This window comes from Streptomyces sp. NPDC050743, assembly GCF_044456925.1.
In the GTDB taxonomy this organism is placed as follows: domain Bacteria; phylum Actinomycetota; class Actinomycetes; order Streptomycetales; family Streptomycetaceae; genus Streptomyces.
This window is the reverse complement of record NZ_JBITGJ010000031.1, coordinates 36,304-62,108: the sequence shown is the minus strand read 5'-3', so window position 1 is coordinate 62,108 and position 25,805 is coordinate 36,304. Positions and strand designations below refer to the sequence as shown.

Annotated in this window: 29 protein-coding genes and 1 pseudogene; 19 read left to right on the top strand and 11 right to left on the bottom strand. The window is 72.4% G+C overall.

Annotation, left to right across the window (positions count from 1 at the left end; translation table 11 throughout):
• Positions 1 to 190: 190 nt before the first annotated feature.
• The 8 genes from ACIBJF_RS27050 to ACIBJF_RS27015 are packed head-to-tail and all read left to right on the top strand — an operon-like array spanning position 191 to position 3,883.
• Positions 191 to 664 carry a cytochrome c oxidase subunit II gene (locus tag ACIBJF_RS27050; RefSeq protein ID WP_399177478.1) on the top strand — a complete coding sequence of 158 codons (474 nt, stop codon included), beginning with the start codon at positions 191 to 193 and terminating at the stop codon, positions 662 to 664.
• The gene (locus ACIBJF_RS27045; RefSeq protein WP_399177476.1) at positions 661 to 819 is read left to right on the top strand and encodes a hypothetical protein; all 159 of its coding nucleotides are present in this window, start codon (positions 661 to 663) and stop codon (positions 817 to 819) included. Before ACIBJF_RS27050 ends, ACIBJF_RS27045 begins: the two co-directional genes overlap by 4 nt.
• Complete coding sequence (locus tag ACIBJF_RS27040) at positions 816 to 1,070, top strand: hypothetical protein (protein WP_399177474.1); 255 nt, start codon at positions 816 to 818, stop codon at positions 1,068 to 1,070. The genes ACIBJF_RS27045 and ACIBJF_RS27040 overlap by 4 nt, the downstream gene beginning before the upstream one ends.
• A complete protein-coding gene (locus ACIBJF_RS27035) occupies positions 1,067 to 2,329 on the top strand; it encodes a cbb3-type cytochrome c oxidase subunit I (protein ID WP_399177472.1) in 1,263 nt (420 codons plus the stop codon). Before ACIBJF_RS27040 ends, ACIBJF_RS27035 begins: the two co-directional genes overlap by 4 nt.
• Entirely contained in the window at positions 2,326 to 2,685 is a 360-nt protein-coding gene (locus tag ACIBJF_RS27030; protein ID WP_399177471.1) for a hypothetical protein, read from the top strand. The genes ACIBJF_RS27035 and ACIBJF_RS27030 overlap by 4 nt, the downstream gene beginning before the upstream one ends.
• Before the next feature lie 7 nt (positions 2,686 to 2,692).
• A complete protein-coding gene (locus ACIBJF_RS27025) occupies positions 2,693 to 3,088 on the top strand; it encodes a hypothetical protein (protein ID WP_399177470.1) in 396 nt (131 codons plus the stop codon).
• Positions 3,085 to 3,213: a hypothetical protein gene (locus ACIBJF_RS27020; RefSeq protein WP_399177469.1), complete on the top strand. Its 129-nt coding sequence runs from the start codon at positions 3,085 to 3,087 to the stop codon at positions 3,211 to 3,213. The genes ACIBJF_RS27025 and ACIBJF_RS27020 overlap by 4 nt, the downstream gene beginning before the upstream one ends.
• A complete protein-coding gene (locus tag ACIBJF_RS27015) occupies positions 3,203 to 3,883 on the top strand; it encodes a haloacid dehalogenase type II (protein WP_399177467.1) in 681 nt (226 codons plus the stop codon). The genes ACIBJF_RS27020 and ACIBJF_RS27015 overlap by 11 nt, the downstream gene beginning before the upstream one ends.
• A 129-nt stretch (positions 3,884 to 4,012) precedes the next feature.
• Here the strand turns inward: ACIBJF_RS27015 and ACIBJF_RS27010 are convergent, their stop codons facing one another.
• Positions 4,013 to 5,524, bottom strand: coding sequence for an MFS transporter (locus ACIBJF_RS27010; protein ID WP_399177465.1), 1,512 nt, complete (start codon positions 5,522 to 5,524; stop codon positions 4,013 to 4,015).
• Positions 5,525 to 5,753: 229 nt separating this feature from the next.
• On the opposite strand from ACIBJF_RS27010, the pseudogene proP (ACIBJF_RS27005) reads away from it, so the two are divergent.
• Positions 5,754 to 7,249, top strand: a pseudogene (proP, locus tag ACIBJF_RS27005) (glycine betaine/L-proline transporter ProP).
• Positions 7,250 to 7,255: 6 nt separating this feature from the next.
• Here the strand turns inward: proP (ACIBJF_RS27005) and nrfD are convergent.
• The 3 genes from nrfD to ACIBJF_RS26990 are packed head-to-tail and all read right to left on the bottom strand — an operon-like array spanning position 7,256 to position 9,889.
• A complete protein-coding gene (nrfD, locus tag ACIBJF_RS27000; protein ID WP_399177463.1) occupies positions 7,256 to 8,269 on the bottom strand; it encodes an NrfD/PsrC family molybdoenzyme membrane anchor subunit in 1,014 nt (337 codons plus the stop codon).
• On the bottom strand, positions 8,266 to 9,282 hold the full coding sequence (locus ACIBJF_RS26995; protein WP_399177461.1) for a 4Fe-4S dicluster domain-containing protein: 1,017 nt from the start codon (positions 9,280 to 9,282) through the stop codon (positions 8,266 to 8,268). Before ACIBJF_RS26995 ends, nrfD begins: the two co-directional genes overlap by 4 nt.
• Before the next feature lie 16 nt (positions 9,283 to 9,298).
• A complete protein-coding gene (locus tag ACIBJF_RS26990; RefSeq protein ID WP_399177459.1) occupies positions 9,299 to 9,889 on the bottom strand; it encodes a hypothetical protein in 591 nt (196 codons plus the stop codon).
• Between the two features lie 408 nt (positions 9,890 to 10,297).
• Between ACIBJF_RS26990 and ACIBJF_RS26985 the strand changes: the two genes are divergently transcribed.
• Both ACIBJF_RS26985 and ACIBJF_RS26980 read left to right on the top strand, forming a co-directional pair.
• Positions 10,298 to 10,528 (top strand): thiamine pyrophosphate-dependent enzyme, encoded by a 231-nt coding sequence (locus tag ACIBJF_RS26985; protein WP_399177458.1) that lies wholly within the window; start codon positions 10,298 to 10,300, stop codon positions 10,526 to 10,528.
• 17 nt (positions 10,529 to 10,545) lie between these two features.
• Positions 10,546 to 10,776 carry a hypothetical protein gene (locus ACIBJF_RS26980; protein ID WP_399177456.1) on the top strand — a complete coding sequence of 77 codons (231 nt, stop codon included), beginning with the start codon at positions 10,546 to 10,548 and terminating at the stop codon, positions 10,774 to 10,776.
• Between the two features lie 69 nt (positions 10,777 to 10,845).
• Here ACIBJF_RS26980 and ACIBJF_RS26975 read toward each other — a convergent pair whose 3' ends face one another.
• Positions 10,846 to 11,292, bottom strand: a complete 447-nt coding sequence (locus ACIBJF_RS26975) for an ATP-binding protein (RefSeq protein WP_399177455.1) — start codon at positions 11,290 to 11,292, stop codon at positions 10,846 to 10,848.
• 266 nt (positions 11,293 to 11,558) lie between these two features.
• Positions 11,559 to 11,732, bottom strand: a complete 174-nt coding sequence (locus ACIBJF_RS26970; protein WP_399177452.1) for a CsbD family protein — start codon at positions 11,730 to 11,732, stop codon at positions 11,559 to 11,561.
• 153 nt (positions 11,733 to 11,885) lie between these two features.
• Here ACIBJF_RS26970 and ACIBJF_RS26965 point away from each other — a divergent pair, with 153 nt between their 5' ends.
• The 3 genes from ACIBJF_RS26965 to ACIBJF_RS26955 all read left to right on the top strand — a co-directional run bounded on the left by ACIBJF_RS26965 (position 11,886) and on the right by ACIBJF_RS26955 (position 15,568).
• Positions 11,886 to 12,308 carry a MarR family winged helix-turn-helix transcriptional regulator gene (locus ACIBJF_RS26965; protein ID WP_399177450.1) on the top strand — a complete coding sequence of 141 codons (423 nt, stop codon included), beginning with the start codon at positions 11,886 to 11,888 and terminating at the stop codon, positions 12,306 to 12,308.
• Positions 12,305 to 14,098 carry an MFS transporter gene (locus tag ACIBJF_RS26960; protein ID WP_399177448.1) on the top strand — a complete coding sequence of 598 codons (1,794 nt, stop codon included), beginning with the start codon at positions 12,305 to 12,307 and terminating at the stop codon, positions 14,096 to 14,098. Before ACIBJF_RS26965 ends, ACIBJF_RS26960 begins: the two co-directional genes overlap by 4 nt.
• 282 nt (positions 14,099 to 14,380) lie before the next feature.
• Positions 14,381 to 15,568, top strand: coding sequence for an ANTAR domain-containing protein (locus tag ACIBJF_RS26955; protein WP_399177446.1), 1,188 nt, complete (start codon positions 14,381 to 14,383; stop codon positions 15,566 to 15,568).
• Positions 15,569 to 15,587: 19 nt separating this feature from the next.
• Here ACIBJF_RS26955 and ACIBJF_RS26950 read toward each other — a convergent pair whose 3' ends face one another.
• The 3 genes from ACIBJF_RS26950 to mgrA form a co-directional block, all read right to left on the bottom strand.
• Entirely contained in the window at positions 15,588 to 16,211 is a 624-nt protein-coding gene (locus tag ACIBJF_RS26950) for a DedA family protein (protein WP_399177444.1), read from the bottom strand.
• A gap of 72 nt (positions 16,212 to 16,283) precedes the next feature.
• Positions 16,284 to 16,463 (bottom strand): hypothetical protein, encoded by a 180-nt coding sequence (locus ACIBJF_RS26945; RefSeq protein ID WP_399177442.1) that lies wholly within the window; start codon positions 16,461 to 16,463, stop codon positions 16,284 to 16,286.
• Positions 16,464 to 16,620: 157 nt separating this feature from the next.
• Positions 16,621 to 17,664 (bottom strand): L-glyceraldehyde 3-phosphate reductase, encoded by a 1,044-nt coding sequence (gene mgrA / locus ACIBJF_RS26940; protein ID WP_399177440.1) that lies wholly within the window; start codon positions 17,662 to 17,664, stop codon positions 16,621 to 16,623.
• Between the two features lie 244 nt (positions 17,665 to 17,908).
• Here mgrA and proP (ACIBJF_RS26935) point away from each other — a divergent pair, with 244 nt between their 5' ends.
• Together proP (ACIBJF_RS26935) and ACIBJF_RS26930 are read left to right on the top strand one after the other, a co-directional pair.
• Entirely contained in the window at positions 17,909 to 19,390 is a 1,482-nt protein-coding gene (gene proP / locus ACIBJF_RS26935; protein WP_399177438.1) for a glycine betaine/L-proline transporter ProP, read from the top strand.
• A 154-nt stretch (positions 19,391 to 19,544) separates the two neighbouring features.
• Entirely contained in the window at positions 19,545 to 20,387 is an 843-nt protein-coding gene (locus ACIBJF_RS26930; protein WP_399177436.1) for a chitosanase, read from the top strand.
• Between the two features lie 10 nt (positions 20,388 to 20,397).
• On the opposite strand, the gene ACIBJF_RS26925 is transcribed toward ACIBJF_RS26930, so the two are convergent.
• Positions 20,398 to 21,018, bottom strand: a complete 621-nt coding sequence (locus ACIBJF_RS26925) for a DUF4328 domain-containing protein (RefSeq protein ID WP_399177434.1) — start codon at positions 21,016 to 21,018, stop codon at positions 20,398 to 20,400.
• Between the two features lie 158 nt (positions 21,019 to 21,176).
• Between ACIBJF_RS26925 and pgm the strand changes: the two genes are divergently transcribed.
• A complete protein-coding gene (gene pgm / locus ACIBJF_RS26920; RefSeq protein WP_399177432.1) occupies positions 21,177 to 22,817 on the top strand; it encodes a phosphoglucomutase (alpha-D-glucose-1,6-bisphosphate-dependent) in 1,641 nt (546 codons plus the stop codon).
• A 389-nt stretch (positions 22,818 to 23,206) separates the two neighbouring features.
• On the opposite strand, the gene ACIBJF_RS26915 is transcribed toward pgm, so the two are convergent.
• Positions 23,207 to 24,124 carry an SGNH/GDSL hydrolase family protein gene (locus ACIBJF_RS26915; RefSeq protein WP_399177430.1) on the bottom strand — a complete coding sequence of 306 codons (918 nt, stop codon included), beginning with the start codon at positions 24,122 to 24,124 and terminating at the stop codon, positions 23,207 to 23,209.
• Between the two features lie 147 nt (positions 24,125 to 24,271).
• Here ACIBJF_RS26915 and ACIBJF_RS26910 point away from each other — a divergent pair, with 147 nt between their 5' ends.
• Together ACIBJF_RS26910 and ACIBJF_RS26905 are read left to right on the top strand one after the other, a co-directional pair.
• Positions 24,272 to 24,892, top strand: coding sequence for a hypothetical protein (locus ACIBJF_RS26910; protein WP_399177428.1), 621 nt, complete (start codon positions 24,272 to 24,274; stop codon positions 24,890 to 24,892).
• A gap of 168 nt (positions 24,893 to 25,060) precedes the next feature.
• Positions 25,061 to 25,717 carry a 1,4-alpha-glucan branching protein gene (locus ACIBJF_RS26905; RefSeq protein ID WP_399177426.1) on the top strand — a complete coding sequence of 219 codons (657 nt, stop codon included), beginning with the start codon at positions 25,061 to 25,063 and terminating at the stop codon, positions 25,715 to 25,717.
• The last annotated feature ends 88 nt before the right edge of the window (positions 25,718 to 25,805 follow it).

The following is a 25,805-nucleotide window of genomic DNA, read 5'->3' as shown; positions in this document are numbered from 1 at the left end:
ACGGACCCGGCGGGTGTGAGGGGGCCGTTCCGGGGGACTCCGCCGCTGCGGTGTGTCGGCGCAGGGACCGTACCGGCTGTCCGTAATGTCCGGGTGGTTGCGGTCCCGACCGAGGTGACGGGAGCGATCGCATGAGCGGCAGGGGCAGCGGGACGAGGGCGGCGGGCAAAGGCGCGGAGAGGACGGCGCGGTGAGGCAGCGTCACGTCTTCGGGACCGTGTTCACGCTGGAGTCGATCGTCGCGGGCTGCGTGTTCCTGGTGATCGTCGGCGTGCTCGCCCGGGTGCTGGTGCGGCGGCGGGCCGAGACGTCCGACCGGCCCGAGCGGCCCCGGCTGGAGGCCTTCTACGTCGGCGCCCTCGCCGCCTTCGCGGTCTTCCTGGTGGCCTGGACCGCCTGGCAGAACCACGAGGAGCGGCACGCCGCCGACCCCGCGCCGCTGCGCGTCGACGTCACCGGCTTCCAGTGGTGCTGGACCTTCGGCTATCCGCAGTCCCCGGCGCACCGCAGCGTCTCCGGCACCTGCAAGGGCAAGGACGTCCCGACGCTCCTCGTGCCGACCGGCCGCACCGTGCAGTTCCACGTCACCGCGCGGGACGTCATCCACTCCTTCTGGGTGCCGGGCCTGCGCTACAAGATGGACGCCTTGCCGCACCACGCGTGAACACCTTCACCCTCACCCTGGACCGGACGGGCCGCTGGCGCGGCCGGTGCGCGGAGTTCTGCGGGCAGCGGCACTACGCCATGGACTTCCACGTCAAGGCCGTCCCGCCGCGGCAGTACGACCGCTGGGCGCACGGCGGGGCCGGTGCGGCATGACGATCGCACCGCCCGCCGCCGAGCAGCGCGGCGGCGCCGGACGTCCCGTGCCGCCGGGCGGCTGGCTCGGCTGGGTCTCCACCACCGACCACAAGCGCATCGGGCTGCTGACCGTCGGCACCTCCCTGGCGCTCCTACCCGTCTACGGCTTCTTCGCCCTGCTCATGCGGGCCCAACTCGCCCAGCCCGACGAGACCCTGTTCACCCGCAGACCTACGACCAGCTGTTCACCCTCCACGGGTCCGGCATGATCTACCTGGTCATGACCCCGTTCGCCATCGGCATGGGCGTCTACCTGGTGCCGCGGCAGATCGGTGCTCCCGGCATCGCGCTGCCCCGCCTGACCCTGCTCGGGTACTGGCTCTACGTTCTCGGCGCGCTCACCCTGCTCGCCGGGTTCGCCATCCCCACCGGGGCGGCGGCCGACGGCTGGTTCTCCTACCCGCCGATGGCCGACAGCGAGCACTCGCCGGGGGCCGGCACGGACCTGTGGATCGTCGGCGTCTTCCTCGCGGTCACCGGCACGATCCTCATGGGCTGGGCGGTGTTGTGGACCGTCCTGCGCCGCCGCACCCACGGGATGACCATGCTCCGGCTGCCCGTGTTCTGCTGGGCGATGATCGCCACCTGCCTGGTGATGTTCTTCCCCTACCTCGCCGCCGTGGCCGAGGTGCTGGCGGTCTTCTCCGGGCGCCGCTTCTTCGGTTACCGGGGCACCGCCCTGTCGCTGCTGGTGTTCGCGGCGCTGTCGATGAGCGTGTGGGGCCACCACATGTTCGCCACCGGCCAGGCGGCCAACGACTACTACTCCCTGACCTCCATGGCCCTGCTCGTCCCGGCCGGCGTCGAGTACTTCGGCATGCTCGGCACGCTCGTCGGCGGCCGGCTGCGGCTGCGCACCCCGATGCTGTTCGCGCTCGCGTTCGTCCCGCAGTTCCTGATCGGCGGCCTCACCGGCATCATGGTCGGCACCCCCGTGATCGACTATCACGTGACGGACAGCTACTTCGTCGTGGCCCATCTGCACTACGTGCTCTTCGCGGGCAGCGCCTTCGGCCTCTTCGCCGCCGTGTACTTCTGGTTCCCGAAGGTCACCGGCACCGCGCTCGACGAGGGCATGAGCCGTCTGCACTTCTGGCTGCTGGTGATCGGCACCAACCTGACCTTCCTGCCGATGTTCGCGCTCGGCTACCTCGGCATGCCGCGCCGGGTCGCCACCTACGCCGTCTTCGACGGGTTCGGCCTGCTCAACCTGCTCGCGACCATCGGCGCCGCCTTCCTCGCCGCCGGCATGACCGTGTTCGCCGTCAACGTGCTCTGGACGCTGCGCAGGCGGTCACTGGGGCGTGCCGAGCCCGCCGGCGCCGACCCGTGGGACGCGCACACCCTGGAGTGGGCCACCACCTCCCCGCCGCCGCGCCTGAACTTCCCGGCCGACCGTCCGCCGCCGCCCGTCAGCAGCTTCGCCCCGCTGCTGGACCTCAGGCGGCGGGAGCGGAGCGCGCCGTGAAACGGCACCTGCCCGCGGCGGTGGTCGCCTGCTGGGGCCTGCTGAACGGCGTCCTCCTCGCCGTCCTGGCGGTCTACGGCGAGAGCGCGCTGGTCTACTGGCTGTGGGGCGCAGTCGTCCTGGTCCTCCAACTGGCGGCGGTGGCGGTGCTGCTGTCCTCGCGCGCGGCTCCCGACCATCACGTCCGCTATCACGTCCCGGACCGGGGCGCGGGCGCCGTCCCGGCCGCGGCGGTCGGCCTGCTGCTGGTCGGGCTGTGCTTCGTCTACGGCCGCTGGCTGCTGGCCGTCGCCGTGCCCCTGCTGGGCGTGTCGGCGGCCCTCGCGGCGCGCGGCACGGCGGCCCGGGAGAGATGAGGACGGAATGGACCACCCGACCCACATGTCCATCGCCCCGATGGCCCTCTCCGCCCTCCTGGTCGCCGTGGTGATACCGGGCGTCGTCCACGTCCTGCGGCGCTCCGCGCTGTGGGAGCGCATCAGCGTCCCCGCCGTCGTGGCCCTGCCCCTGCTGGTGCTGGTCCATGCCTGGGCCGTACTCGGCGCGTTCGCGGGCCTGTCCCCGCCCGGCGGCGCCCGTGTCACCGCGCCGGCCCTCCTCGTGGCCGCCGTGCTGTTCTGGCTCCCGGTCGTCGCCCGCACCCGGCACCGCCTCGACGACCCGGGCCGCTGTCTGTACCTGTTCCTCGCCACGCCGCTGCTGGACCTGCCCGCCGTGGCCGTCGTCGCCGCGGGCCGCTCGGCGAGGGGCTGGCCATGATCGTCGGCATGCTGCCGGTCGGCATCGCCGCGGCGGCCGTCACCTGGTCCTGGGTGAACCGGGAGGAACGCCAGGCGCGGGAGCTCGCCCTGCCCATGCCCGGAGGTGATCCCCTTGGCCGCTGACCGGCCACGCGTCCTGGTCTTCGACGTCAACGAAACGCTCACCGACATGACCGCGCTCGCCGGCCGCCTGGAGCACGTCGGTCTGCCCGGTCACATGCTGTCCGCCTGGTTCGCCGGGGTGCTGCGCGACGGCGTGGCGCTGACCCTCGCCGGAGGCCACGCGTCCTTCGCGGCGGTCGCCGGGGACGGGCTGCGGGCGCTGGCGGCCGGTGAAGCGGGTGCCACGGACCCGGAGCAGGCCGCGGCACACGTCCTCGCCGGTCTGCCGGAACTGCCCCTGCACCCTGACGTGCCCGGCGGGGTACGGGCCCTGCGCGCGTCCGGGTACCGGCTGGCGACCCTGACGAACGGTTCCGCCGGCACCACCCGCGCGGTCCTCGAACGGGCCGGACTGGCCGACTGCTTCGCGTCCCACCTGGACGTCGAGGCCCCAAGCCGCTGGAAGCCCGCGCGGGAGGCCTATGCGTACGCGCTGGACGCCCTGGGTGTGCGGGCCGGTGCGGCACTGCTGGTCTCGGTGCACCCGTGGGACGTCGACGGCGCCGCCCGCGCGGGCCTGGCCACGGCCTGGCTGCGCCGGACCGCACGCCCCTACCCCTCGACGGCACACCCCGCCGACCTGACCGCCACCGCACTGCCGGACCTGGCGGCCCGGCTCGGCGCCATGTGACCGTGGCGGCGCCGACGCCTCAACCACGCCGCCGGGCGCCCGGACCGGACACGGTTGTCGGTGGCAGGGGCGGACGGAAGGTCGTGGGCGCGCGACCGTGCCGTCGCTCCCGTCGGTGGAACGAAGACCTCAGGTCTGCCGGGAGCGCACGGGGTTGTTGGCGACCTCCCGCGGGCACTTCCGGTGCGGCCGGGGCCTGCGCCGGTCGCGCCGGAAGTCGAAGGTCGCGAGCCCCAGGGAGGCCGCCATGCCGACGAGGGCGGCGCCCAGCGCGACGGCGAGGGCGGCGCGGTAGTCGTGGCTCCGGCCCAGCACCAGGTAGAAGATGCCGGGCAGGGCGGCGGTGCCCACCGCGGCACCCAGCCGCTGCCCGGTCTGCAGCGCGCCGCCCGCCGCGCCCGCCATGCGCACCGGCACGTCCCGCAGCGTCATGGTGATGTTGGGGGAGACGACGAAGCCGCTGCCGACGCCGGCCAGGAACAGGACCGGGGCGGCGGCCCAGGGCACGATGCCGGGCGGCCCGAGGCGGAGCAGCAGCGCGGTGCCGCCCAGGCCCACCATCACGGCGGTGAGGCCGCACACGGTGAGCAGCCGTCCGAACCGGTCCACCAGCCGGCCGGCGAGCACGGCCGAGCCCGCCGAGCCCAGCGCGAAGGGAGTCACGGCGAGGCCGGACCGCAACGGGGAGAAGCCCAGGCCGTGCTGGTAGAACAGCGCGAAGACCAGCCACACCCCGCTGAACCCGATGAAGTACAGCGTGCCGACCCCGGCGCCGACGGCGTACCCGCGCACGGTGGTGAACAGGCGCGGGTCCAGCAGGGGCTGGACGCCCCGGGCGACGAGGCGGTGCTGCCGGCGGGCGAAGCCGGCGAGGATCGCCGCGCCGGCGCAGAACAGCCACCACACGCGGCCGATGCCGCCGGAGTCCGCCTGGACCAGCGGGTACATCAGCGCGAAGACACCGAGGCCGAGAAGCAGGACGCCGGGCACGTCCACGTGCCCGCGGCCGGACCGCCGGGTGCGGGGCAACAGGCGGCGGCCGAGGAGCACGGCCAGGATGCCGATGGGGACGTTGACGTAGAAGATCCACCGCCAGCCCTGGGCTCCGGAGGCCAGGGCGAGGATGGCACCGCCGGTGATGGGCCCGGTGGCCGCCGACAGGCCGACGGTGGCGCCGAAGAAGCCGAAGGCGCGCCCGCGCTCGGCGCCGCGGAACATCTGCTGGATGAGCGCGGAGTTCTGCGGGGCCATGAAGCCCGCCGCCAGTCCCTGGGCGAGGCGGGCCACCACCAGGAGGGTGATGTCGGGGGCGGCTCCGCAGGCCGCGCTGAAGATCACGAACCCGCTGAGGGCCAGCAGGAAGATGCGGCGCCGGTCCAGCGCGTCGCCGAGGCGGCCCGCGGTGACGAGGGCCAGGCCGAAGCTGAGGGCGTATCCGGACACGACCCACTGCACCTGCGCGGGGGAGGCGTGCAGATCGCGCTGGATCGTGGGCAGGGCGACCGCCACGATCGTCACGTCCAGCAGGCTCATGAAGCCGGCCACCAGGGTGACCCACAGGGCCCGCCACCGTTGCGGATCCGGCTCGTATCCGGCCTCCCGGGCGCCCGCGTGCCGACCGTCCGCCGCTGACGCTGTCACAGGGGCTCCTCTCACCGGGGCGCGCACCCGGAAGGACGAAGTTCCCCTACCGGGGCACGGGCACACACACCGAGCCGTGCCGCGGGCCGGCGTGCCGTCGTCCGGCCTGGAAACTCACCGAAAGATGCCGGTCCTCACTCCTCGTACCCGTGCGATCCGTTCCGTTTGAGGCCGCGAGATCTGCGCAGGCGGTCTGTCTGGGAGGACGTACGGCGGAAGGAACACCTTCATGGCGGCGACGGGCGACGACGCGTCGGTGGACCCCGCGGCCGTGAGGCGGCACCGGGTGCTGTTCCGCGCGATCGAGAAACGATGCCACCCGAAGCTGCGCCGCAGCGACATCACCGTGACCGACGAGGCCGTCGTCAGGCGCGCCACCAAGGCCGCCGCCCTCGGCAACGCGATGGAGTGGTACGACTTCGGCATCTACAGCTATCTGGCCTCGACGATCGGGAAGGTCTTCTTCCCCTCGGGGAGCGACACCGCCCAACTGATCAGCTCCTTCGCGACGTTCTCGGTGGCCTTCCTGGTGCGCCCCGCGGCGCCATGGTCTTCGGGCCGCTCGGCGACAAGATCGGCCGCAGGAGCATCCTCGCCGTCACCGTGATCATGATGGCGGTGGGGACCTTCGCCATCGGTCTCATCCCCTCGCACGCCGCCATCGGCGTCGTGGCCCCGGCCCTGCTGATCTTCTTCCGGCTGGTGCAGGGCTTCTCGACCGGTGGGGAGTACGGGGGCGCGGCGACCTTCATCGCGGAGTACGCACCCGACAAGCGGCGCGGTTTCTTCGGCAGTTTCCTGGAGTTCGGCACGCTCGCCGGGTACGTCGGGGCCTCCGGCCTGGTCGTGGTCCTCAGCGGTGTCCTCACCCAGGACCAGATGCTGCACTGGGGCTGGCGCATCCCCTTCCTGGTCGCGGCCCCGCTCGGTCTCATCGGCCTCTACCTGCGGCTCAGGCTGGACGAGACGCCCGCCTTCCAGAAACTGGAGGGCGGCCAGGTCAGGGCGGCCGAGGACGCCGCCGCGGTGGAGACCTCCGCCACCGCCGACCTCGGCGAGATCTTCACCCACCACTGGCGGCCGCTGGTGCTGTGCCTCGCGCTCGTCGCCGCGTACAACGTCACCGACTACATGCTGCTGTCGTACATGCCGACCTACCTGTCCGACGAACTCGGCTACGACACCGACCGCGGGCTGCTGATCCTGGTCATCGTGATGGTGGTCCAGATGTGCGTCATCAACCAGGTCGGGCGGCTCTCGGACCGCTTCGGGCGCAGACCGCTGCTGATGACGGGGATGCTCGGCTTCCTCGTCCTCTCCGTGCCGTCCTTCCTGCTCATCCGGCAGGGCAGCGTCCTCCTCATCGGCCTGGGCCTGCTGCTGTTGGGGCTCTCCCTGGTGGCGCTGCTCGGCACGATGTCGGCGGCGCTCCCCGCGTTCTTCCCCACCCACGTCCGGTACGGCTCCCTCGCGATCGCCTACAACTTCTCCACCTCGCTGTTCGGCGGCACGACCCCCCTGGTCATCACCGCCCTGATCAGCGTCTTCCACAGCACTCTCATGCCCGCCTACTACGCGTCGGCCGCCGCGGCCGTCGGCGTCGTCGCGGTGCTGTGCATGAAGGAGACCGCCAACAAGCCGCTGGCCGGCTCCCCGCCCTGCGTGGAGACGGAGGAGGAGGCGGCCGAGCTCGTCCAGGCCCAGTCGGCGCGCTCCAGGTTCTGAAGGCTGTCAGTGCGCGCGCCGCTCCAGGCGCTCCCGCTGCGGGACGATCGTGTACTTCGGGTCCTCGGCGGAGGCCACCCCGGCGTGGAACACGCCGAAGCGCAGGGCCGCCGAGCCGGTGAGCAGTGCGGCTCCGGCCGCCAGGGCCAGACGCCGGTCCCGCCCGCCGAGGAGCGCGAGGGCCGCGCCCCCCGCCGTCAGCGCCTCCGCCGCGCGCAGCAGCAGGTGCGGCCTGCCTTGTTCGAAGGGCTCCGCGGTCAGGCCCATGCGCCCCTTCATCGCCTGGAACGCGCCCAGTTCCAGGGCGGCCCCGAGCACGGCCAGCCGGCGGGCCGGCCCGGCCTGAGTGGTCGGGGCGGCGGCCAGGGCCAGGCCGGAGGCCGCTGTTGCGGCGGAGCCCGCGAAGACGAACGGCAGCTCCCGGTAGCCCTCGTGCCAGGACGGCACCGCCGTGTCCGAGAGCAGCACCGCCGTGTACGTGGCCACGGCCGGGCCGAGGACGGCGGAGGCCGCTGTGGCGGCCGAGCCCAGCAGCCGGTACCGGCCCGCCACCTCGGTCGCCGCGGCGGTCAGCGTCAGCGGCGCGTACCCCGCCAGCAGCCACGAGCCCACGCTCATGGGGGACGTGGGCTTCAGGACGCGCAGCATGTTCAGGAACCGGGCCGGCCTGCCCAGGTCATGGACGAGCGCCGCCAGCGACAGTGAGATGGCCCCGGCCGCCCCGAACTTCGCCGCAGCCGCGAGCCCCGGCCGCCCGGTGGCCTGGCCGCCGGCCGCGAGCAGCGACGACGCCCCGGCCAGACCGCCGAGATACAGGTATCCGGCGATGTCCAAGGGCTTCCATGTCGGCTTCTTCAGCACCGGTTTGCCGTAGTACGACGAGAACGCGGCCTCCGGAACCAGCGGCTGCTCGCCCCGCCCGCGCCGACGCCGGCGGCGCCTCCCGTCCGCGCCCGTAGGCGCCTGCCTGCCGGGCCGTACGCCCTGTACGCCGTCCCGGGTGACGTCCGACTCGCTCATCGAGGCCTCCTTGCGAAGCTGCCCAGCGCCACGGCCATCAGCGCGCCGGCGGCCAGCGCCGCATGCCGCCACATGTCGGGCAGGTCCCGGGTGGTGACCACCGGGTCGGGCGGGAGGCCGTAGACCTCCGGCTCGTCCAGCAGCAGGAAGAACGCGCCGTCGCCGCCGACCCCGTCGTCCGGGCTCTCGCCGTACAGCCGTGCGTCGGTCACGCCGGCCGCGTGCAGCTGCGCCACCCGGCCCTGCGCCCGCTCCCGCAGTTCCTCGAGCGGGCCGAACTGGATGGAGTCCGTGGGGCAGGACTTGGCGCAGGCGGGCTCCATGCCGGCACCGAGCCGGTCGTAGCACAGCGTGCACTTCCAGACCCGGCCGTCGTCCTTGCGCTGGTCGATGACCCCGTAGGGGCAGGCGGGCACGCAGTACCCGCAGCCGTTGCAGATGTCCTCCTGGACGACGACCGTGCCGAACTCGGTGCGGAACAGTGAGCCGGTGGGGCACACGTCCAGACAGGCGGCGTGCGTGCAGTGCTTGCACACGTCCGAGGACATCAGCCAGCGCAACTCGGTGCGGCCGTCCGGGGCCAGGGGCGAGATCCGCCCGGCGGGCGCGCCCTCGGGGGCCTGCCCGGGCGGGGGAGCGGTGGCGCCCGGGCCGGGGGAGGAGGCGTCGGTGCCGAGGCGGGCCGCGGCGGCGAACACGTCGACGTCGTCGTGCGCGACCCCGGATTCCTGCCCGCCGAACGGCCCCCGCTGCTCGATGAAGGCCACATGCCGCCAGGTGTCGGCGCCCAGGCTCTGGGTGTTGTCGTACGACATGCCCGTCAGGACCAGCCCGTCCTCTGGGATGGCGTTCCACTCCTTGCACGCCACCTCGCAGGCCTTGCAGCCGATGCACACCGAGGTGTCGGTGAAGAAACCCATCCTCGGCGGCGCGTCCGGGTATCCGGAGTCCCCGGCCACGTCCGGCTGCGGGCCGTACCACAGATGTCCGCGGCCCTCGTCGCCGTCCCTCATCGCCGTACCTCCTCGCTCATGACTTCTCGGCCCCCTCGGACACCTCGCCCGGCGCCGCCCGCACGAACGCCACCCGGCGGCGCTGCCAGGCGGTGGCCGGCATCTCCCCGCTCTTGCCGAAGTACCAGCGGCTCAGGGCGTTGCGTAGCCGGTGCCGGTGGAACCACCGCCAGGCCTCCGTGCCCTGCGCACGCGGCCGCGGCGTGTCGCGCACGAGGATGCGGTAGGCCTCCTCGCGGGACAGCAGCGTGTGCGCCTCCTCGTAGCCGCCGCCCGCCGTGCGCCGCACCTCCGCCGTCGTCTCGCCGTCCAGCAGCCGCCGCCGGTCGGCGGCCTGCAGGCCGAGGCAGGCCCGTTTGGGGGCGTGATAGGTCAGGAACGGCAGCACGAACAGCGCCGTGCGGAGGGAGCGGGTGAGCAGTTTCACCGGCACGAGGAGGCTGTACAGCGCCAACTCGCCCAGCAGGAACGACCAGTGGTCCGGGAACGACTTGCGAGGGAACTCCTTGCCGGCCGCGGAGACCGGCAGCCGCTGGTCCAGCGCGGACGTCAGGCGTTCACCGCGCCCCTCGCCCCGGGCCGGACGCCGCTCCTCGGACACCGCCACCGTGTGCTCGCCTTCCGCCCGTGCTGAGTCCCTCACTCTCGGTGCTCTGTCTCGAGCGTGGCACGGGTGCCCCGGCTCCGCGCGGCCGAAACGGCGGCCGGGCTCGTTTGCCGGCAGGTAAGACCGGAACGTGTTCCGGCACCGCGCGGTGAAGCAGGAAGCCATGGAATCCGAGCCGGAGCCCGTGCTGCGTAGCGGCACAGCACCGGACCGGACGGCCAGAATCCTGGGGCTTCAGCCCGAGGAGCAAGTCAATTCGGCACGTCCGTCAATCCGACGATCCGTCCGCAGCATCCGCGTGCGGTCGTCGCCGAGCTGTCCGCGCGGCTGCCCGACCGTGCCGTCGTCGTCACCGACTCGGGGACCTCGCTGGACTGGTGGACCCGCCATCTCCGGCTCCGCAACGGCATGCGCTCGCTGCTGTCCGGGCACCTCGGCCTGCCGGGCACCGCCGTGCCCTACGCCGTGGCCGCCCGGCTGGCCGCTCCCGACCGGCCGGTCGTCGCCCTCGTCGGCGACGGCGCCTTCCAGGCAGGCGGCCTGAACGAACTGATCACCGTCCGGCGCCATCTGGACCGGCTGGCGGGCCTTCCCCCGCTGGTGTTCTGCGTCCCGAACAACGGCGACCTGACCGGCTGACCTGGCAGCGCCGGGCTGTGGCCGGCGATCCGCTGATCCCGCTGTCCGCCGAGGTCCCGGCCATGCCGTACGCCGAGTGGGCCCGGCTCGCGGGCCTGCCGGCCGTCCGCTGCGACCGGCCCCGGAACGTCGCCTCGGTGTGGGCGGACGTACTCTCCCAGCCCGGCCCGGTGGTCGTGGAGTTCGTGGTGGACGGGGAGATCCCGCCGGACGGGGCCGTGACACGGGGGCCGGACAGGCGCCGGTGACGGCACACGCGCAGCCGGCCGGTCCGGTCGCGTCGTCGCGGTAGGCGTACAGCTCGCCCGTGAGGGGGCTCACCTCTTCTCGGCGGTGAGCGGCACGGTGGCGGTGATCCGTTTGCCGTGGGGCAGCCGGGTCACCTCGAGGGCGCGGGAGAGCATGGCGACGAGGTGCAGCCCGTGTCCGCCGACCCGGCGGGGATCGGGAGGGCGTGGCTGGGGCGCGTCGGTGGAGGTGTCCGACACCGTGATGGACAGGGCACCGGCGTCGGGCAGCACTTCCAGGCTCAGGGTGCACGGGCCGGGGGCGTGTTTGGCCACGTTGGTGACGAGTTCGCTGGCGACGAGCCGGGCGTCCTGGACCGAGCGCCGCGGTGGCGCGGGCCGCACCCGGGCGAGCAGGGCGGCGACGGCGTCTCTGGCCTCGCCGATGCCGGCCACGGCGTCGTCCCAGGTACGGCTGTGCCGCAGGAGCGCGGGCCGGGCCTGCGTCCTGATGTGCGTCCCGAGCGGGATGTCCATACGTCGTTGCCCTTTTCGTGCGGCGCTGGGAGCCCTTCCTGTGCAGACGGGACCGCCCCGTCCTTGCGCGGATACCCGCTGAACCGTCGGTCAAGGGGACGTAGGCCGCGGATCCTCCGGTTTCCCGCGAGCCCCTGGCCAAAGGCCGCGGGGAGGGTGTGCGCACGGCGGAACGGGTCCGGGAAACCAGCGCCCGCCGGATGTCCCGGACCCGTTCGGAGTCGGGGGAGCCGCCGTCGTGGCGCGGCTCGGTGCTTGCACGCGACTCAGTGCTTGAAGGTGTCCTTGGTCTTCTCCTTGGCCTGCCGTGCGTCGCCGCGCGCGCCTTCCATACGGCCTTCGGCCTCCATCCGCTCGTTGCCCACGGCGCGGCCGACGGCCTCCTTGGCCCTCCCCTTGGCCTGCTCCTTCTTGGCCTTGGCCTTCTGGCTGCCTGCCATCGAGTCTCACATCCCAACGTTGTGCGGGTCCGTCCACAGTCGGATTGCCCTTGAACCGCCACCCAAACAGGAAATTACGGACATCCCTCGACGCGATCTGATTACTTACTCTTGATTGAACAGTCCAGACTGATAAACCTATCGTTAGTAATCATGGACACGGTTGCACTCGCCGCCGCACTGCGGCTGGCCATGGGCCGGATCGTCCGCCGACTGCGCCAGGCGCACGCGGTCGGCGACGTGACGCTGTCCGGCGTCTCGGTGCTGGCCCGGCTGGCCCGTACCGGTCCGGACTCGCCCGGCTCGCTCGCCGAGTTGGAACGCGTCCGGCCGCAGGCGATGGCCAGCACCCTCGCCGGGCTCGAACAACGCGGACTGGTCAGCCGTACTCCCGACACGGCCGACGGCCGCCGGGCCATCGTCTCCATCACCGAGGAGGGGCGGACCATGCTGGAGCAGCGCCGCTCCGAGTCCGTGAGCCGCCTCGCCCACGCCCTGGACGAGTTCACCCCGCAGGAACGGCAGGCCCTGTACGACGTGCTGCCCCTGCTCGACCGGCTGGCGGAACGGCTGTGACCGGCCCCGCGCCCGCCGCCGGCATACGCGGCAGCCTCCTCGCCCGCTCGGCCCGCCTCAGGGCCACGCCCCCCGGTCCCGGCTACAAGTGGATCGCGCTCTCCAACACCACCCTCGGTGTCCTGATCGCCACGATGGACGCCTCCATCGTGATCATCTCGCTCCCGGCGATCTTCCGCGGCATCGGACTGGACCCGCTCGCGGCCGGCAACATCGGCTACCTGCTGTGGATGATCCTCGGCTATCTGCTGGTCTCGGCCGTCCTGGTGGTCGTGCTCGGCCGGCTCGGCGACATGTTCGGCCGGGTCCGCATCTACAACCTGGGCTTCCTGGTCTTCGCGTGCGCCTCCGTCGCCCTGTCCCTCGACCCGTTCCGGGCCGGTGCGGGCGCGCTGTGGCTGATCCTGTGGCGGATCGTGCAGGCCTTCGGCGGCTCCATGCTCACCGCCAACTCGGCCGCGATCCTCACCGACGCCTTCCCGGCCCGGCAGCGCGGCATGGCCCTCGGCATCAACCAGATCACCGCGCTCGCCGGGCAGTTCCTCGGGCTGCTCGCCGGCGGCCTGCTGGCCGCGGTCGACTGGCGGGCGGTGTTCTGGGTGAGCGTCCCGGTCAGCGTCACCGGCACCGTCTGGTCGTACCTGAGCCTGCGCGAGACCTCGGCCGGCGGCCGCGGCAAGATCGACTGGCTCGGCAACCTCACCTTCGCCTCCGGCGCGGGCATCCTGCTCGCGGGCATCACCTACGGCATCCAGCCCTACGGCGGCCACCCCACCGGCTGGACCAACCCCTGGGTGCTCACGGGCCTGATCGGCGGCGTGTTCCTGCTGCTGGTGTTCTGCCTCGTCGAGACGCGGGTCGCCGAGCCCATGTTCCGTCTGTCGCTGTTCCGGGTGCGGGCGTTCGCCGCCGGCAACCTGGCCGCCCTGCTCACCGCGATCGCCCGCGGCGGACTGCAGTTCATGCTGATCATCTGGCTGCAGGGCATCTGGCTGCCGCTGCGCGGCTACGACTTCGCGGACACCCCGCTGTGGGCCGGCATCTTCATGCTGCCGCTCACCCTCGGCTTCCTGGTCGCCGGACCGCTCTCCGGCTATCTGTCCGACCGCTTCGGCGCCCGCCTCTTCTCCACCGCCGGACTGATCGTCGTCGCCGGGTCCTTCCTCGGCCTGCTGGTCCTCCCCGTGGACTTCGGCTACGGCGTCTTCGCGACGCTGCTGCTGCTCAACGGCCTCGGTCAGGGCATGTTCTCCTCGCCCAACACCTCCTCCATCATGGGCAGCGTGCCGGCCCGTTACCGGGGTGTGGCCTCCGGGATGCGCTCCACCTTCCAGAACTCCGGTACGGCCCTGTCCATCGGCGTCTTCTTCTCGCTGATGGTCTCCGGCCTCGCGAGCACCCTGCCCAAGACGCTCGGCAGCGGACTTCAGGCGCACGGCGTGCCCGCCTCGACCGCGCACGAGGTGGCCTCACTGCCACCCGTCAGCACCCTGTTCGCCACGTTCCTCGGCGACAACCCCGTCGGCCACCTGCTCGGCGACAGCGGCACCTTGGACCATCTGACCGCCGCCCAGCGGGCCACCCTGACCGGCCACACCTTCTTCCCGGAGCTGGTCTCCGGGCCCTTCCACCACGGCCTGACCATCGTCTTCGCCGTGGCCGCGGGCATGGCCCTGGTCTCCGCGCTCGCCTCCGCCCTGCGCGGCGGCCACGAGCGCGCCGACGACGACCCCCGGCAGGCGGGGGCCGGCCAAGCGGCGAAGGCCCTCCCCACGCGCACCTCGCCCTGAACGTCGGACTGGGCGCCGGAGGTCCGGACACGGCGAAGCTCCCCCAGCACTGTTCCGAACCGGGGGAGCCCCGGACCATACGACCTCGGGCCGCGGTCTCCCCTCCAGTGTGCGCCGCCGGCACGCGGGCAAACCACCGTGACCCGCCCCTCTCGGGCCGGGTGAGCCCTCATCGCGCCGGGTCGGGTTGCTTGCCATTTCGTCGCGCGAGGGAACAAGGTGGAGGAAGCGGCGCTGAGGAGACGGCGAGGGCTGCGAGCCGATGTCGGTGGGTGAGGCCCTGTGACGGGAGAAGCCACGGTCACCGTGCAGCCGGTGACCGAGCAGGCGGTGGTGCTGCGACTGTCGGGGGTTCTCGACGCCGACGGGGCCGTGGTGCTCGGCCGCGAACTGGACCTGAGGCTGAGGCGGGCCGACGAACGGGGGCTCCGACTTGTCCTCGACATGTCCGGGGTGCGCCACGTGAGCAGCACGGCGGTGCACACCCTCGACGTCCACACCCGGCACCGCGCCGCCGGCCCCGTCCTGGTCACCGGAGCCACCCCTCAGGTCCGCCGCGTGCTCACCACGACACCCCTGCCGGGCATCCGTCTGTACCCGAGTCTGGAGGGGGCCTTGGCCACCGTGAGCAGTGTGCCCACGAGCCGGACCCCGCAGCCCGAGCCGTACCAGGCCGGGGAAACTCCCGGCGAGGTCTTCGGCCTGCGGGCCAAGGCCCGCACCAGCGGGATCATCGGCATGGCCCAGGGCATCCTGATCGCCCGTTACTCTCTGCCCGCACCGGCCGACGCCTTCACCCTGCTGCGCGCGGCCTCCCAGCAGTACAACGTGCCGCTGCGGGTGGTGGCCTCGGCCGTGGTGACCGCTCCGCCGCCGCTGTCGGAAAAGCGGTGGTTCCCCGGCCGCCGGCGCACCCCGCCGCCCGCCCTGGGGCTGCCCCGGGCCGACCCGGTCGATCTGCGGGACCGGCAGCAGGTGCTGAGGGCGGCCCTGTACGCGGTGGTGACGCTGGGGGACGCCGACGCGGCCGAGATCCATCTGACCGACAGGGTGCAGGACGAGGCGCTCGCGCTGGAGGCCCACCACGGACTGGACGCCGCCTACCGCGACTGCCTCGCGCTGGTGGCCGGACCGCCCGCGGTGTGCGCCCGGGCACAGGCCGAGGGCCGGCCGGTGACCGTGGCGGACGTGGCCGCGGACCCCGAGATGGCCGGTCACCCGGTGGGTCGCGCCGCGCTGGCGGTGGGCAGCCGTGCGCTGCACAGCGTGCCGATGACGACGGACGGCGGCGACTGCAACGGAGTGATCACGCTGCACCGCGTCGAGCCGGGCGCATGGCTGCACCCCGGTCAGGGGGCCGATCTGGAGGGCCTGGCCCATGATCTGGCCGCCTGGCTGTCCTGGTACCGGCGCACCGTGGTGCAGGACGCGCTGGAGTACCTGCACGCCCAGGGCTCCGGGGGCGGCTGAGCGGCCGGAGCGGAGCGGGTCAGGCCTCGCGGCGCCGCCGCCGCAGGTGCCGTACGACGAGGGCGGCGATCAGCACGCCGGCGGCGACGAGGACGTAGAGCTGGTACCGCGAGATCTCGTCGTAGACGGCCGTGATGTGGCTTCCCACGAGGTAGGCCAGAGTCGTCCACAGACCGACCCACAGGGCCGCGCCCAGCGCGTTGAAGGCGAGGAAGCGGCGCCAGTGCATGCCCGTGGTGCCGGCGATGATGCCGTTGGCCTGGCGCAGACCCTCGATGAACCGGGCCACGGTCACGATCTTGCCGCCGTGCCGGCCGAAGAACTCCTCGGCCGCCTGGAACCGCTTCGGCGTCAGGAAGACGTACCGCCCCCACCGGTGCACGAAGGGCCGCCCGCCGAGCCGGCCGATCCCATAGCCGATGTTGTCCCCGACGACGGCCGCGGCGAACGCGATGACCGCCACGGCCGCGACGTTCAGCCGCCCCGTGCCCGCGTACACCCCCGCCGCCAGCAGGATCGTCTCGCCGGGCGCGGGCACTCCGAAGTCCTCCACCAGGACCACGGCCCCCACGGCCCAGTAGCCGTAGTGGCCGAGCAGCGGCGCCAGATGCGCCAGTGGACCCGGAAGCGGAGGGGCGGCCATGCCTCCACGGTACGTCGCGGCGATCAGCCTGCCGGTTCCGGACGCGTCGCGGGTGGGGCGGGGGTGCGGGACCTACGAGCGGGGGCGGACGGAGCCGTCGTCATCGGGCACGCCCTGGCACATATGGCACAGTTCGTGGTCCCCGTCGCGGGTGACGAGGGTGCCCCAGCCGAGACACACCTCGCAGTCGCGGGCGAGGTTCAGGTCGGGCTGGGGAGGCAGAAGGGGGCTGCGGTGGGCTCCGTGTGCCATAGAGGAAGCGGCTCCTTGGAAGTCACGCGAGAACACGAGGGCGCTGTCGTCCGCGTTGACAACGCTGTCTGTATGACATCCATTATGTCTGCTTTATTCCGAATGTCTGTGTCGATTCTCACTGAATTTTGCTTCCTGGAAGAACCGGCAGTCTCCATCACCCCAGCTGTCCCAGCCGCGCCTCACGCCACAGGTCCACGCCGCCGTCGGTCGCGTACTTGTCGATCTCCGCCAGCTCCTCCGCGTCGAACCGGAGGTTCTCCAGCGCGGCGACGTTCTGCTCCAGCTGCTCGGTGCGGGAGGCCCCGATGACGAGCGACGTCACCCGCTGGTCGCGCAACGCCCAGGCCAGCGCCATCTGCGCCAGCGTCTGGCCGCGCCGCGCCGCGATCGCGTTCAGGGCGCGCAGCCGCTGCAGCATGTCGTCCGTCAGCCACGAGGCGTCGAACGACGTGCCACGGGCCGCCCGCGAGTCCTGCGGCACGCCCGCCAGGTAGCGGCCGGTCAGCAGGCCCTGGGCGAGAGCCGTGAAGCCGATGACGCCGAAACCCTCCTCCTCGGCCGCGTCCAGCAGGCCGTCGGTCTCGATCCAGCGGTTGACCATGCTGTACGACGGCTGGTGGATCAGCAGCGGGGTGCCCAGCTCCCGCAGGATCGCCGCCGCCTGCCGGGTGCGCTCGGCGTCGTAGGAGGAGATGCCGACGTACAGCGCCTTGCCCTGGCGCACGGCCGTGTCGAGCGCCCCCATCGTCTCCTCCAGCGGCGTGGTCGCGTCCAGCCGGTGGGAGTAGAAGATGTCCACGTAGTCCACGCCCATCCGGCGCAGCGACTGGTCCAGCGAGGCCAGCACGTACTTCCGGGAGCCGCCCCCCTGCCCGTACGGACCGGGCCACATGTCCCAGCCGGCCTTGGTGGAGATCACCAGCTCGTCCCGGTACGGCGCGAGGTCCTGCTGCAGCAGCCGGCCGAAGTTCAGCTCGGCCGCGCCGTACGGCGGACCGTAGTTGTTGGCCAGGTCGTGGTGCGTGATCCCGAGGTCGAAGGCGCGCAGGGCGATCTCGCGCTGGGTCTCGAAGGGACGGTCGTCGCCGAAGTTGTGCCAGTAGCCCAGGGACAGGACGGGCAGGTCCAGCCCCGAGCGACCGGTGCGCCGGTACTGCATGGTGCCGTCGTAGCGTGCGGGGTCCGCGACGTGGGTCATCGGGTCCTCTCCGGGTGGTGGTGCCGTAGGAGTCGCCCCTGCGCGTGCGGAAGGGCCCGTCCACCCTGCTCCCGCGCGCCGCGCAAGTCCAACCGCCGTACCGGATGGGATTGAGCGGTTCCGTTTCTGAATCGGCCATCGGGGCAGGCGGTGACCCGTGGCGTGAGGGAAGGAGGCGCTCGGGAGCGGTGCCGGTTCGGAGCGGCAGCGGCAGAGCCGGGGCGGCCCGCGCACGCCCCAGGCCGTGGCACGGCTGCCCCGCCAGGTCCGCGAGGAGCTGACCCGCAGGCTCCGCCGCAACCAACGGGCGTTCGGCAAGGACGACGTGCAGGTCGTCGAACGGCCGCTGCTCCGGCGCGCCGTGGGCGCCTCCGCGCTCGGGAACTGCATGGAGTGGTTCGACTTCGGCGTCTACAGCTACCTCGCCGCCACCATCGGCAAGGTGTTCTTCCCCGGCGCCTCCCCGGCCGCGCAGGTCATCTCCTCGTTCGCGACCTTCGCCGCCGCCTTCGTCGTCCGGCCGCTCGGCGGCCTGTTCTTCGGACCGCTCGGCGACCGGATCGGCCGGCAGAAGGTGCTCGCCACCACCATGATCATGATGGCGGTCGGCACCTTCGCCATCGGAGTCGTCCCCGGGTACGCCACGATCGGCATCGCCGCACCCGTGCTGCTCCTGCTGGCCCGTATGGTCCAGGGCTTCTCCACCGGCGGGGAGTACGGCGGCGCGACCACCTTCGTCGCCGAGTACTCGCCGGACCGCAGGCGCGGATTCCTCTCCAGCTGGCTCGACTTCGGCACCTTCGTCGGCTACGCCCTCGGCTCGGCCCTGGTCACCGTCCTCAACCTCTCCCTGACGGACGACCAGATGCTGTCCTGGGGCTGGCGCGTCCCGTTCCTGATCGCCGGACCGCTCGGCGTGATCGGCCTCTACTTGCGACTCAAGCTGGAGGAGTCCCCGGCCTTCCAGCAGCAGCTGGACGAACACGAGAAGGCCGTGGCGCAGGAATCGGCGCGCAGCGAGTTCAAGGACATCATCCGCAGCCACTGGGGCGAACTGCTCGTCTGTGTGGGTCTGGTGCTGCTGTACAACGTCACCAACTACATGGTCACCGGCTATCTGCCGACCTACCAGGCCGAGACGCTGCACCGCTCCAGCGGCTCCGCGGACCTCCTGGTGCTCGTCGGCATGCTGTGGATCGTCGTGCTGATCACCTTCATCGGCCGGCTCAGCGACCGCGTCGGCCGGCGCCCGGTCTACGCCGTGGCCGCCGCCGCGATGATCGTGCTGGCCGTGCCCGCCTTCCAGCTGATCAAGGCGCACGGCACCTGGCCGCCGATCCTCGGTGTGCTGCTGCTGGCGACCCTGCTGGCGTGCTTCGCCGCACCGAGCGCGGCCACGCTCCCCGCCCTGTTCCCGACCGCCGTCCGCTACGCGGCCATGGGTATCGGCTTCAACTTCGCCGTGTCCGCTTTCGGCGGCACCACCCCGTTGGTGACCGCCGCGCTGGTCACGGCCACCGGCGACGACCTGATGCCGGCCTACTACCTGATGCTGGCCGGGTTCATCGGCCTGCTGACGGTGAAGTTCCTGCCCGAGACCGCCCAGGTGCCGCTCAAGGGTTCGCAGCCGATGGTCGGTTCGCGGGAGGAGCGGGGTGAACTGATCACCGTGTCCCGGGAGTTGTACGCCTTCGTGCAGCAGCGGGACGGGGCGCGGCGCACCTGAGGCGTGCCTGTCCGAGTCGGCCTCGTTCGATCGTACGAACTTCTCGCGACCCCGGTTACCGAGCCGTCGGGTGTTTGATAGGAAACTTTCCTACCAATGTTGGACGCGGATCAGCCGGACCAACTACCCACCCCCCACTTCCGCTTGGAGCCCTGTGGTGAACGCAGACCGCGAGACCGCAACCCCCGCCCGCATATCCCGCCGGACCGTTGTCGCCCTGCTCGGCGCCGGCGTCGCCTCCGGCGCCCTGCTCGCCTCCCAGCGCGCGATCGCCGCCCCGGCGGCGGCGTCGGGCCTCGACGACCCGGCGAAGAAGGAGATCGCCATGGAACTGGTGTCGAGCGCGGAGAACTCCTCGCTCGACTGGAAGGCCCAGTACAAGTACATCGAGGACATCGGCGACGGCCGCGGCTACACCGCCGGCATCATCGGCTTCTGTTCCGGCACCGGCGACATGCTCGACCTGGTCCAGCTGTACGCCGACCGCAAGCCCGGCAACGTCCTCGCCAAGTACCTGCCCGCCCTGCGCAAGGTCAACGGCACCGACTCCCACAGCGGCCTCGACCCCAACTACCCCAAGGACTGGCGCAAGGCCGCCCAGGACACCGTGTTCCAGCAGTGCCAGAACGACGAGCGCGACCGCGTCTACTTCAACCCGGCGGTCGCCCAGGGCAAGGCCGACGGTCTGCGCACCCTCGGCCAGTTCTGCTACTACGACGCCATCGTCATGCACGGCGACGGCGACGACCCGACCAGCTTCCGCAACATCCGGGGGCGCGCCCTGCGCAGCGCCAAGCCGCCGGCGCAGGGCGGCGACGAGACGACGTACCTCAACGCCTTCCTCGACGCCCGGGTCTGGGCCATGAAGCAGGAGGAGGCGCACAGCGACACCAGCCGTGTCGACACCGAGCAGCGGGTCTTCCTGCGCAAGGGCAACCTCGACCTGCACACCCCGCTCGACTGGAAGGTGTACGGGGACAGTTACCACATCGGCTGACCGGCGGCCGCTACGAGGCGTGCGGCAGGCCGGCGGGCGCGGGCACCGGAGTCACCGTCCGCAGCCCGGCGGCCTGTCGCGCTGTGATGCGCTGGATCAGGACGATCGCCAGCACGGCGGCCAGGACGTCGAGGGTCTGGGCCGCAACGAGCAGCGGCAGCGAGGTGCCGCCGCCCAGGCGCGCCAACGCCAGGTTCAGCACCACGTGTCCGATCCAGGCCGCCCACCACACGTTCACCAGGGCGTCCGAGCGGCCCGGGCCGGCGCCGTCGGGCGCGCTCGCGCGGTGGACGTCCTGCACCAGCCCGCGAGGCACCCAGAGGTTGAACACCGGTATCAGCCAGGCCAGGACGGCCCAGGTGACGGAACCGGGAACCCGGCCGGGCGAGAGCAGGTCGGCGTTGCGCCGGCAGCGGGCGAACCACACCAGGAACAACACGATCGTCGCCGTTTCCACGTACACGAAGATCATCGACACCTGCCCGAAATCGGACGCCGTGGTCGTCTCCGGATGCAGCAGATGGGCACGGGCCGTCAGCGCGCGGACCAGTTCGCCGCCGGCCGCCACTGCCACGGCGAACTGGGCGCAACGCGCGAGGAACCAAGGAGCCTGGGCGGCGGATGCGGTCACGGCTGAAGCCTGTCTGTGGAAGGCGCCCGGTACGGGCGGCAGAACGGCGCGAAGATCGGAGCACTGGATCATAGGCCGGTGCCCACTCGCGTGTCAGGGCCCTGACGAGGAAAGATGGGCGGTGAGCGATCGATCCGACGACGCGGAGGAACGGACTCATGCCGCACGAGCGAGCCGGCCGGCCGGCCGGTCCCGAGGACCTTGTCGACGTGGCCCGGCTGGTCACGGCGTACTACGCACTGCACCCGGACCCGGCCGACCCGGCGCAGCGGGTGGCGTTCGGCACCTCCGGGCACCGGGGCTCGTCCCTGGCGAGTGCCTTCAACGAGGACCACATCGCCGCCACCAGCCAGGCCATCTGCGAGTACCGCTCGGCGCAGGGAACCGACGGCCCCCTGTTCCTCGGCGCCGACACCCATGCCCTGTCCGAGCCGGCGAAGGTCACCGCGCTGGAGGTGTTCGCGGCCAACGGCGTCACCGTGCTCATCGACAGCGCCGACGGCTACACGCCCACCCCCGCCGTCTCGCACGCGATCCTCGGCCACAACCGCGGCCGCGCCTCCGGCCTCGCCGACGGCGTGGTCGTCACCCCCTCCCACAACCCGCCCGCCGACGGCGGCTTCAAGTACAACCCGCCGAGCGGCGGCCCGGCGGCCTCCGACGCCACCTCCTGGATCCAGGACCGGGCCAACGAGATCATCACCGGCGGCCTGAAGGACGTACGCCGGGTGCCGTACGCACGGGCGCTCGCCGCGGAGACGACCCGGCGGTACGACTTCCTCGGCGCGTACGTCGGCGATCTGCCGAGCGTGCTGGACCTGGACGCGATCCGCGCGGCCGGCGTGCGCATCGGCGCCGACCCGCTCGGCGGGGCCTCCGTCGCCTACTGGGGGCGCATCGCCGAACAGCACGGCATCGACCTCACCGTGGTCAACCCGCACACCGATCCCACCTGGCGGTTCATGACGCTGGACTGGGACGGCCAGATCCGCATGGACTGCTCCTCGCCGTACGCGATGGCCTCCCTCATCGAGCAGCGCGACCGGTTCCGCATCGCCACCGGCAACGACGCCGACGCCGACCGGCACGGCATCGTCACCCCGGACGCCGGCCTGATGAACCCCAACCACTACCTCGCGGTCGCCATCTCCTACCTGTACCGCCACCGGGACCAGTGGCCGGCCGGCGCCGGCATCGGCAAGACGCTGGTGTCCTCCACGATGATCGACCGGGTCGCCGCCGACCTCGGCCGTCGACTGGTCGAGGTTCCCGTCGGGTTCAAGTGGTTCGTGGACGGACTGGTCGGCGGTGCCATCGGGTTCGGCGGCGAGGAGTCCGCCGGCGCCTCCTTCCTGCGCCGCGACGGCTCGGTGTGGACCACCGACAAGGACGGCGTCATCCTGGCCCTGCTCGCCTCCGAGATCACGGCCGTCACGGACCGGACGCCCTCGGAGCACTACGCCGACCTGACGGCCCGCTTCGGGGAACCCGCCTACGCCCGCATCGACGCGCCCGCGACCCGTGAACAGAAGGCACTGCTCGGCAAGTTGTCACCGGCCCAGGTGACCGCCGACACGCTCGCCGGGGAGGCCGTCACGGGCGTCCTGACCGAGGCGCCCGGCAACGGCGCCGCGATCGGCGGTATCAAGGTCACCACGGAGAACGCCTGGTTCGCGGCCCGCCCTTCGGGCACCGAGGACGTGTACAAGGTCTACGCCGAGTCCTTCCTCGGCCCCGACCACCTCGCCCGGGTGCAGCAGGAGGCCCAGGCCGTGGTGCTGGGCGCGCTCGACGGCTGAGACAACCGCGGGCGCCTGCGCGCACCGGGTCGGGCCGACCCGGTGCGCGGGCCGGACCGACGGCAGGTGCCGAGGGCGGCCCGGCACGCGGCGACGACCCTTGCGGCGCGCTGGGGCCGGTCGCGCCCGCCGCGCGGTCCGGCGCTGACAACGGGTCCGGCGCGGGCAACGGGTCCGGCCAAGGCCGGGGCGCCCCGGCCCCTGCGACGAGGCCCAGTCCTGCCAGGAGCCCGGCCCGGCCTAGCGGGGCCGGGCCGGCCGTGTGTTCCCAGCCCTGCCAGGAGCCCGGCCTCGCCACGGGGTTCGGCTCCATGGAGTCCGGGCCGGCAGGCATGGGCGTTCGCCCGGCCGGTGAGACCGGCCCCGCCGCGGAATCCCGCCCGGCCCGGTCAGTCGCGGCCGCGGTCCTCCTCCAGACTGTTCAGCACCGCCTGTGCCATGACCTGCTCTCCCTTGGCGTTGGGGTGTGCCGGGGCGGCGGGCGCGGCCGGCTGGAGAGGTTCGATCCAGCGGTCCGCGGGCGCCTTGCACATGTCGTGGCCGACCGTGGGGCCGTAAGTGTCCACGTACTCGGCCCGGTTCACCCCGGCCACCAGGCGCAGCATCAGGTTCAGCCGCTTCTCGGTGTCCCGGAGGTAGGGGAAGTCCTTCTGCGCGAACGGCACCTGCGGGAAGCAGCCGCTGCCGTCGTCGGGCAGCAGGTCCGGGTAGCCGACGACGACCACGCGCGCGTGCGGCGCCCTCGCGTGGACGGCCCGCAGCACCCGGTCGACCTTGGGCGCGGCCTGTGCGATCGCGAGGGCCAGCTGGTCGTAGCCGGACGCCTTGTACGAGCGCTCGCAGGGGTTGCCCGTCGGGTCCTGGGCGGCCAGGTGGGCGCAGGTGTTGATGATCGGGCCGAAGCCGACGTCGTTGCCGCCGATCTGCACCGTCACCAGGTCCGTGTCCCGGCGCACGGCGTCGAGCTGGGGTGCGTTGGTGCCCTGCGCCTGCCACATCTCGGCGGTCGTCGCTCCGGCACAGCTGACGTCCTCGAAGGTGCTCACCTGGCGCCCGTCCGCCACCAGCGAGGGGTAATTGTGGTCGGAGCGGGCGCAGTTGGCGTCCGCCTGCTGCGGGATACCGGGGCCCGAGGTGTAGGAGTCGCCGAGGGCGACGTAGTCGATGCCGTGTCCGTGTCCCGCGGAGTGCGCGGAGGCAGGTGCCGTGGCGGCCGCGACAAGGACGCAACCGCCCAGCGCCGCCCCCACTACGGCGGCTCCCCGCCGGCCTCTCGCCCCGCCCGCCGCACCCGTGCCGTTCGCCATGGATCCTCCCCCTGAGGCCGGTTCATCGCACGGCGCCGGCTCCGCAGAGCGGCCCTCGCGCTTTCGACTGGGTCTGTATACCGTCCGGTAGGTCTCGCGGACCAGAAGCGGGAAGCAATGAGTTCAGGCGCTGTTGGGGAGCAGGTCATGGGATTCGGGTACAAGACGTCCTGGCTCGCGGTGCGCGGGGCCACGGTGGCGGAGGTCGCCGACGCGCTCGCGCTGGGCGGCCGGCGCGAGGCCGGCTGGACCGAGGGCACCGCCGCCGCCTACCGCGAGGGCGTCTACGTCGCCGCTCCCGTCGACGGCTGGACCCTCGCCCACGGTCGTATCGATCTCACCCCGGGTCGTGGCCCCGAAGGCCCGGACTTCCCCGACTGGCTGCTCGCCCTCGCGGCCCGCCTGGGCGACCTGCAGTTCTTCTGCACAGACCGTGTCGGCGACTGCCACGCCTGGGCCAACGTGGAGGAGGGCCGGCTGGTCCGAGCGTACTGCTATCACGGCGCGCACGGCGACGTGCCCTTCCATCTCGGCGAACCGACCGCCGTCGAGCGGGAGTCGGGGGTAGGGACGCGTTGGCTCGAGGACGGCTGGAAAGAGTGGGAGGAGTCCGACTGGGACGAGTGGCACGCCGCCATGCCGAACGAGCAGGACGTCATGACCATCGCCCGGGACTGGGGGATCTGCCCGCTCGACATCCCCGACGACGACGCCCTCGTCGGGCGGGGCGTCCACGGGTTTCCGGCGGGAGTCAGGGCAAGGAGGTGAGCGGCGGGCTCTGCTTTCAACGCCCTTCCGCAGAACGGCTGTTGGGCGAACCGCGTGACTGCTGGGCCCAGTTGAGCCCATCGCCGATCGCGGCGGGCGGATGACCTGCGGGAACGTGTGCGAGGCTGGTGCGGGTCAGCATCCGCACCACGGAGGAGCCCTGCCGGAATGGCCATCATCCACCACACCACGCTCAAGCCCACCAAGCTGGAGCTGCTCACCGACTGGCTGCCCTCGCGCCCCTGGTACCGCGGCGGTCCGGGCGCCCCGGTGCTGACCAAGTCCGGTGGCTTCCGGCTGGACGACCCGGAGGGCGAGGTCGGCATCGAGTTCATGGTGGCCACCGACACCTCCACCCCCGAACCGACCGCCTACATGGTCCCGTTGACCTATCGCGGCGCGCCGCTGGAGGGGTCTCGGCACGCACTGGTGGGCACGTTGGAGCACGGCGTACTCGGCAAGCGCTGGGTGTACGACGGCTGCCACGACCCGGTGCTGGTCGCCGAGTTGCTGTCGCTGATCGAGGGCCAGGCGCAGGCGCAGGCGCAGAGCGTCGACGGTGCCCCCGACCCCGAGGTGATCCGCTCCTGCACCGGCGGCCCCTTCACCCTGGACGGCTTCACCCCCGAGCCGGCCGACGACCAGGAGGGCACCCGCATCCCCGCCCCGCACGGCACGGTCCTCCACGTCCACCGGGTCCTGGACCCCGTCTCCGAGAACCCGCCCCTGTGCCCGGCGGGGGCGGTCGGCCATGTGGCGCGCGGCTGGCAGGACCCGCGGGGCACCGCGTTGACGGCGGTCTTCGTGACGTTGCGCACCGACTGACCGGCGCCTTCGCGCGAAGCGCCGCCACGCTTCTGGCATGGTCCAGTCACATCTGGCACTCTCTCGAAAGTCCGGCATCCCGCGCCCC

Bases quoted from the DNA above. Each gene is read 5' to 3' on its own strand.
- ACIBJF_RS26950 (WP_399177444.1), bottom strand. From the start codon at position 16,211: ATGGCCGCCCCTCCGCTTCCGGGTCCACTGGCGCATCTGGCGCCGCTG.
- ACIBJF_RS27025 (WP_399177470.1), top strand. From the start codon at position 2,693: ATGGACCACCCGACCCACATGTCCATCGCCCCGATGGCCCTCTCCGCC.
- ACIBJF_RS26905 (WP_399177426.1), top strand. From the start codon at position 25,061: ATGGCCATCATCCACCACACCACGCTCAAGCCCACCAAGCTGGAGCTG.
- ACIBJF_RS26970 (WP_399177452.1), bottom strand. From the start codon at position 11,732: ATGGCAGGCAGCCAGAAGGCCAAGGCCAAGAAGGAGCAGGCCAAGGGG.
- mgrA (WP_399177440.1), bottom strand. From the start codon at position 17,664: ATGACCCACGTCGCGGACCCCGCACGCTACGACGGCACCATGCAGTAC.
- nrfD (WP_399177463.1), bottom strand. From the start codon at position 8,269: ATGAGCGAGTCGGACGTCACCCGGGACGGCGTACAGGGCGTACGGCCC.
- ACIBJF_RS27020 (WP_399177469.1), top strand. From the start codon at position 3,085: ATGATCGTCGGCATGCTGCCGGTCGGCATCGCCGCGGCGGCCGTCACC.
- ACIBJF_RS26945 (WP_399177442.1), bottom strand. From the start codon at position 16,463: ATGGCACACGGAGCCCACCGCAGCCCCCTTCTGCCTCCCCAGCCCGAC.
- ACIBJF_RS26995 (WP_399177461.1), bottom strand. From the start codon at position 9,282: ATGAGGGACGGCGACGAGGGCCGCGGACATCTGTGGTACGGCCCGCAG.
- pgm (WP_399177432.1), top strand. From the start codon at position 21,177: ATGCCGCACGAGCGAGCCGGCCGGCCGGCCGGTCCCGAGGACCTTGTC.
- ACIBJF_RS26915 (WP_399177430.1), bottom strand. From the start codon at position 24,124: ATGGCGAACGGCACGGGTGCGGCGGGCGGGGCGAGAGGCCGGCGGGGA.
- ACIBJF_RS26965 (WP_399177450.1), top strand. From the start codon at position 11,886: ATGGACACGGTTGCACTCGCCGCCGCACTGCGGCTGGCCATGGGCCGG.
- ACIBJF_RS27035 (WP_399177472.1), top strand. From the start codon at position 1,067: ATGATCTACCTGGTCATGACCCCGTTCGCCATCGGCATGGGCGTCTAC.
- ACIBJF_RS26985 (WP_399177458.1), top strand. From the start codon at position 10,298: ATGCGCTCGCTGCTGTCCGGGCACCTCGGCCTGCCGGGCACCGCCGTG.
- ACIBJF_RS27040 (WP_399177474.1), top strand. From the start codon at position 816: ATGACGATCGCACCGCCCGCCGCCGAGCAGCGCGGCGGCGCCGGACGT.
- ACIBJF_RS26910 (WP_399177428.1), top strand. From the start codon at position 24,272: ATGGGATTCGGGTACAAGACGTCCTGGCTCGCGGTGCGCGGGGCCACG.
- ACIBJF_RS26975 (WP_399177455.1), bottom strand. From the start codon at position 11,292: ATGGACATCCCGCTCGGGACGCACATCAGGACGCAGGCCCGGCCCGCG.